The 2954-nt window shown below is 70.5% G+C and carries 4 protein-coding genes; all 4 read right to left on the minus strand.

Annotated features, from left to right (window positions below):
• Nucleotides 1-65 precede the first annotated feature (65 nt).
• Nucleotides 66-719, minus strand: a complete 654-nt coding sequence (locus tag G5C51_RS43570; protein ID WP_240930278.1) for an HIT family protein — start codon at nucleotides 717-719, stop codon at nucleotides 66-68.
• A gap of 47 nt (nucleotides 720-766) precedes the next feature.
• Nucleotides 767-1294 carry a hypothetical protein gene (locus G5C51_RS41215; RefSeq protein ID WP_165245950.1) on the minus strand — a complete coding sequence of 176 codons (528 nt, stop codon included), beginning with the start codon at nucleotides 1292-1294 and terminating at the stop codon, nucleotides 767-769.
• Between the two features lie 111 nt (nucleotides 1295-1405).
• Complete coding sequence (gene dnaN, locus G5C51_RS41220; protein ID WP_165245952.1) at nucleotides 1406-2524, minus strand: DNA polymerase III subunit beta; 1119 nt, start codon at nucleotides 2522-2524, stop codon at nucleotides 1406-1408.
• Nucleotides 2525-2660: 136 nt separating this feature from the next.
• Nucleotides 2661-2954: hypothetical protein (locus tag G5C51_RS41225; RefSeq protein ID WP_420824917.1), on the minus strand; the 294-nt coding region annotated here is incomplete at its 5' end.

A 2954-nucleotide genomic window follows, 5' to 3' on the forward strand; every position in this document is an offset into this window, starting at 1 on the left:
GAAGACGGACGGGGAGCCGGGTGTGGGGAGCGGTTCGCGGGCCTGCACGGTGTTGATGGCCATGGTCAGGCTCCGTTCCGGGCGGCGTGCTGCGGGGTCCAGGGCAGCGGCAGGCCGTCGTCGGCCTGCCGCGGTACGACGTGTACGTGCAGGTGGTAGACGGTCTGCGTGGCCTCGGCGCCCTTGGAGGTGATGAGGTTCGCGGCCGGGTGCTCTGCCAGCAGCTCGGCGGCGCGGCGCATCACGGCGGCGGTCACCTCGAGGTTGTCGCCGGCGTCCTGAACGTGGGTGCGCGGGAGGACGAGGAGGTGGCCGGCGTTTACGCCGCCGCTGCGGGGGCGGATCGCGAGGGCGTCGGGCCATTCGCGGACGATCTCGGCCGGGGTGTGTCCGGCGGCGATGGAGCAGAAGACGCAGGCGGTCATGGTGGTTCGCTCCTCTTCGGCGGCGCGTACGGCGGCGCGGCCGGCGTCGGTGATGCGGAAGAAGTGCGGGTGTGTGCGGTGCTCGTCGGCGGGATCGGGGCTGTCTTGGACGTGGCCGCAGTCGTCGATCGAGTCGGCGTAGCCGAGCGCCTCCAGGGCGCGCTCGTCGGCGGCGGTCAGCCAGACCTTCGTGCCGGCGGCGGTGGTCTCGATCAGCGGGAGGATGCTGCCCTTCGGGTGCGCGACTGCGTTGCGCAGCGCGGCGAGTCGTTTGTCGGTCAGACGCGGGGCCATGGTCATTCCTCCTTGGTTCTCGTGGGCGTTGAGGGCCGTCTTGCGGTTCACAGCTCCTCCGGGAAGCCCATGGACTCGAACATCTGGTAGGTGCGTTCGGCGGTGTCGTACCAGCGCACTGAGTGCTGTTCGAATCCCTCTTCAACTGCGGTGTCGTCGGCGTTGTCGATGGCCAAGCCCATGTAGTGCTCGGACACTTCGGGGCGGAGGTGGTTGCCGTCTTCGGTCCAGAACTTCTTGGACCACCGGTCTTCCGCGGCCTTCTTCGCCTGGTACTCGGCGATTTCGCGGTCCGCGCGCTCGGCTTCGCTGATCATGCGGTCGGCCTCGTCGACGGCGTCCAGGACGCGCGTTCCGCATGACGCCCCGAAGAACGGGAGTCCGCCGCCGGTCGAGTAGAGGTACCAGCCGGTGTTGTAGGTGTCGTCTTTGCGGTTGCGGCGGCGCTTCTCGAGCTCGTAGTGCTGCCCGTTGTCGCCGCTGCGGGTCCAGCGGCGGCCTTCGCCTCGGGTCCAGCCGTGGCCGCTCTCGCTGGCGATGTAGAGCTCTCCGTCTTGCTTGCGGTAGCGCCCCATGGCTGTCTCCTCTGGTGTCTCGCCGCGCTGGACGTCCCCATCGTGGCAGATTTGTAAGTGCATTACAAGGTGACTTACAAATCTGCCACGTGTTGCCTGGTGAGACCGTCCCTACTCGCGCCAGCGCACCGGCATGATCAGGTATCGCAGGTCGGTCGCCGTGGCGCCGGCCGCGTGCAGAAGGGCAGGCTTGTGCGGGGAGACGAAGTTGACCTGCAGCTGCTTGCCGCCGATCGCCCGCACCCCGTCCAGCAGGAACCGCGGGTTGAAGGACACGGTCATTGCCTCGCCGGTCAGCCGGTGCGCGTCGAGGCGGTCGACGGTCTTCGCCCAGCCGTCGGTGCCGCTGCGCACCCGCAGCTCCTTGCGTCCGGGGTCGAGGTCCATGTGCAGCGGCACATTCCGCTCCCCCACCGTCTTGATCCGTGTCAGGACCCGGGTCAGGGCTTTGCTGTCGACGATGAGGCGGGCGGCGAACGCGGTCGGAAGCATCGGGCCGAGCGTGGGGAACTTGCCTTCGATCTCCTGGTGCGTGAAGGTCCGTTCCGCACCGGCGATGGCCAACGGCTCCGTCGTCGACTGCCGGCCGAGCGTGACCTCCTCGTCGTCCTTGAGATCGTGGGCGGTCCGCTTGAGGTCCTTGGCGGCAATCAGCTGCGGGCCGTTGCTGCGGCGTCCGGTGCGGGCCAGCGGCAGCTTCCGGAAGGCGACGCGGTAGCGGTCGGTTGCCGCCATCTGCAGGTATCGGCCGGCCGTCTCGAGGTGGACGCTGGTGAGGACCGGCAACGCGTCGTCGGTGCCGGCGGCGACGGCGACCTGCTTGACGGCCTGGGCGAAGTCCCGCCCGCTCAGACGCCCGTACGGCGCCGGGAGGTCGGGCAGCGCGGGAATCTCCGCCTCGTCGAGCAGCGGCAGGTGGATCTGCGTGGTGCCGATGTCCAGGTGCGCGCCGTCGTCGTCGACGACGAGGACGACCTCGTCGTCGGCGGGCAGGACGCCGGCGAAATCGGTGAGGCCGCCGGCCAGGAGCGCGCTGCCCTCCTGCTGGATCACGGCGGGAATCCGGATGCGGCCGGTGACCTCGAGGTCCCCTGCGGCCAGCGTCAGTGTGTCGCCCGCGGCGTGCAGGCGGATGCCGGCCATGTTCGGGTTGGGCGGCTTCTTCGGCAGCCGAGGCCCGAGCGGGCGCAGAGCGTTGGCCAGGTCGCGGGAGCGGATCGACAGCTTCATGCGGTGGTGTTCCTCTCCGAGGAGGCGGGGCGCGGGAAGTGGGCAGGGCGCGGCCGCAGGTCGGGGCGGCCGCGGGTTGTCTCGGCGCGTACGGCGGACCAGGCGTGGTGTTGCGCCCGGGCCGCCGCCTGCGGGATCACTGCGGTGCCGCGTCGACGTCGACGAGCCGGCCGATGCGCACGGAGCTGTGCCCGGCGTACGGGGTGTCGAGGTGGATGAGCTTCTCGGTCTCGATCGTCCAGCGGGCGGTGGGCAGGTCGACGCTGCCGCCGGCCGGGAAGAGGCGGGCCCCGGTAGCCGTCTCCAGCAGGTAGCGGGCGAGGCGCTGGTCGTAGGCGGCGGCGGACTGCTTTTTCGGCGGTGCTGGGGTGGCGGCCGCGGCGTAGGCGATCAGGGGGCGGGTGGCGCTGCCGGTGGGCCCGTACGGGCC

The sequence above is a fragment of the Streptomyces coryli genome (assembly GCF_011044975.1).
Lineage (GTDB): Bacteria > Actinomycetota > Actinomycetes > Streptomycetales > Streptomycetaceae > Streptomyces > Streptomyces coryli.